Source organism: Bradyrhizobium sp. Ses1 (genome assembly GCF_059512365.1).
Genome location: NZ_JCAMOQ010000145.1, coordinates 1 through 2,757, shown reverse-complemented (window position 1 = coordinate 2,757; position 2,757 = coordinate 1). Strand labels below are relative to the sequence as shown.

At 54.2% G+C, this 2,757-nt stretch carries 3 protein-coding genes; all 3 read left to right on the top strand.

The window, feature by feature from the left end:
• On the top strand, window positions 1-314 hold a 314-nt coding region (locus tag AC5ZG5_RS45965), incomplete at its 5' end, for a hypothetical protein (protein WP_456647215.1).
• Between the two features lie 31 nt (window positions 315-345).
• Window positions 346-576 carry a hypothetical protein gene (locus AC5ZG5_RS45960; protein ID WP_130230870.1) on the top strand — a complete coding sequence of 77 codons (231 nt, stop codon included), beginning with the start codon at window positions 346-348 and terminating at the stop codon, window positions 574-576.
• A gap of 72 nt (window positions 577-648) precedes the next feature.
• On the top strand, window positions 649-2,220 hold the full coding sequence (locus AC5ZG5_RS45955) for an autotransporter outer membrane beta-barrel domain-containing protein (protein WP_456647214.1): 1,572 nt from the start codon (window positions 649-651) through the stop codon (window positions 2,218-2,220).
• Window positions 2,221-2,757 lie beyond the last annotated feature (537 nt).

The following is a 2,757-nucleotide window of genomic DNA, read 5'->3' as shown; positions in this document are numbered from 1 at the left end:
AGACGCAGGATGTAAGTCGCATTTTGAACCCGGAACGGACATGGAAAGGGTCCGATCGCTTTGTCGCTAAGGCGGGAAAACGCGCCCTGAAAGAAAACAGCAAAAATAACTATCCCCGAAGCAAGGATGACCCTGGTTGCCGATATGACCTGCCAAAGTTGAGCGTCGAGGGCAGTCCCGGTACGCTAGAAGCGTCCAAAATGCTCAATAATAGGCGCAATTGGCTTGGCCTTGAGATCCTTGAAATCCAATGGAACTCATCAAGGATATCAGCTCACGATTGCGCGACATTTAATTCTGCTTTAATATTTTAAATTCATCACCATTTAAATTGGGAGCAATCGAATGAAAGCCATAGTAGCGTCGGTCGCCCTGTCGATGCTTATTTTGTCACCGGCCTTGGCCGATCAAGGTGGGATCCCCAATGGTGGCGTCGGCAATGGCAACGGTAACGGCAACGAAAAACACGCACAAGGTGCTCCTGCCCCGCTTCTAGGCGCCGGCATTCCCGCGCTTGCGATCGGACTAGGCTATGGCGCTTATTGGCTCGTGCGCCGCCGCCGTAGCGGTAGCTGATTTTTCGAGAGACTTACACAGATTGAAACGAGGCCGTTGTATGGCGGCCTCTTTAATCGCTAGGAGATAGCCATGGTCAGGCGCATTCCCATTACTCCGGGCGACTTAACGGATCATCAGATAGGCACAGACGACATTTTGGTCGGCTTCCCAGACGGGACCAACGTCGTATATGGCGACGCCGGCGGAAGTCTCCTGGATCACGCCATCGGTGGTGATGATACTCTCACCGCGCAACTTGTCTTCAACGGTGCCCTGCCGACCCCCGTTACATTCAACATGTTTGGTGATGCGGTCGGAAATATTTCCGATCATGCCAGGGGCGGCGATGATACCTTGTCCGCTCAAATCACTAGCGAACTATCGCTGACTACATCTACGATTACTGTGAACATGTACGGCGATGCGGGCGGGAGCATTTCCGACCATGCGATCGCTGGCAATGATACGCTGAACGTTCAGCTCACCGGGTTTTTTACCCCGATACCCGTCAATGTTTACGCTGACGCCGGTGGCGATTTGTCAGATCACGCCATTGGTGGTCATGACAGGATCACGCTCGCGCTCGGAGAAGGGCATTTTACAGACACCGTTTACGGCGATGCCGGCGGCAATCTTTCCGGCTCCGCCCAAGGGGGCAACGACACATTGACGGCCAGTAACGGACCAGAGAGAACGTTGCGGTTCTATGGTGACGCCGGCGGCGACATGTCTGACCATGCCCACGGCGGCAATGACAGTTTCACAAAAAACGGCTCCTCTGAAACCAACAATTATTTCTACGGCGATGCCGGAGGCGATATGTCGGGCCACGCCGCCGGTGGTAACGACGTTTACACGATGCGCGGCATTGAAACCGACAATTTTTTCTATGGCGACGCTGGCGGCAACATGTCTGATTTTGCCAAGGGTGGCGATGACACCTACAATCAGCTTAGCGGAACTTTTTTCCCAAATTTTTTCTATGGCGATGCTGGCGGAAGCATGTCCGGCAACGCCCAGGGCGGCAACGACACATTCAACAAGACCGGCGGGGAAGGAAGCACATTTTACGGCGATGCTGGCGCCAACATGGGCGATCACGCCGTTGGCGGCGATGATAGCTATAACGGTGGAAACGCCTTCTCACAGGTTCTGAGTGAAGCATTTGGTGATGCCCAGAGCATGTCCGGCAACGCGCAAGGCGGTAACGACACCTTGACCGGATGCAATCTTTCCAACCCACCTCCTGCTGGAACATTCCAATCCCTCCTTATCGGTGATGCGCAGACCATGTCCGGTAATGCGCATGGAGGAACCGACAAATTGATCAGCGGCACTGGAAATGACGATATGTGGGGCGACGCTCAGGTCATCGCGGTGTCCGCCCAAGGCGGCAACGACACGTTCGTGTTCAACTCCAACAACGGTCACGACAAGATCGAGGATTTTGGTCAGGGCTTCTCGAATCTAGGGACCGACCACATCGACGTGTCTGCTCTCGGCATCGAAAATTTCAACCAGCTCAACATCTCGGCCTTTGACCCGACGACCCATGAAAGCACGATCACGTTCAGTGCAGGCAACGACGTGGTTGTCCATAGCGAGGAAGCACTCAGGCCTCAGGATTTCGCATTCGCGACGCACGGCCTCTTGCTGGCCTAAAAGGCGGTGGCCCGGTCCGCTAGCTTCAACCATTGAAGCGGGCCGGGCTTATGTTGGTTGGCCCAGGCCAATTGGTCCGCCGTTGCAGACCTCAAACGGCGCTTCCCGACCTTCGGATTGCCAATTCGATAGAGTTTTAGGCACTAACAGTCATCAAGTGTTAGTGTGTTTTCTTGCACTACTATGCGTCAGCCCTTTCCCCGTATAGAGGTGACGCCGTGAGATTTATAAGATCGACGATCCCCGTCCCGATTTTGTTCGCATTCATTGGCATCATGATTTTTGGCCTGTCCGACGCACTAACCGGAAGGCTCTTGAGCCAGTTCATTTCTGACGTTGCAGTAGCCGCTCTATTATCGGCTCTCTGGGGCGCGGTGATGGGTTATTTGCTCGGCTGGCATGTGGTGAGAAAAAGTGGGCTCCCACCCAGCGCGACGCCATATGACGTAGATGCTGCCTTTATCACGAAGAAGCAAAATACCCCTAGGTAGTAAAGGCAAGCAGCGCCTCGCGCATAGCAACAAGCACCGAGTTTCC

What these genes read in the sequence shown, in the direction of transcription:
- AC5ZG5_RS45955 (WP_456647214.1), top strand. Translation starts at nt 649, where the DNA reads ATGGTCAGGCGCATTCCCATTACTCCGGGCGACTTAACGGATCATCAG.
- AC5ZG5_RS45960 (WP_130230870.1), top strand. Translation starts at nt 346, where the DNA reads ATGAAAGCCATAGTAGCGTCGGTCGCCCTGTCGATGCTTATTTTGTCA.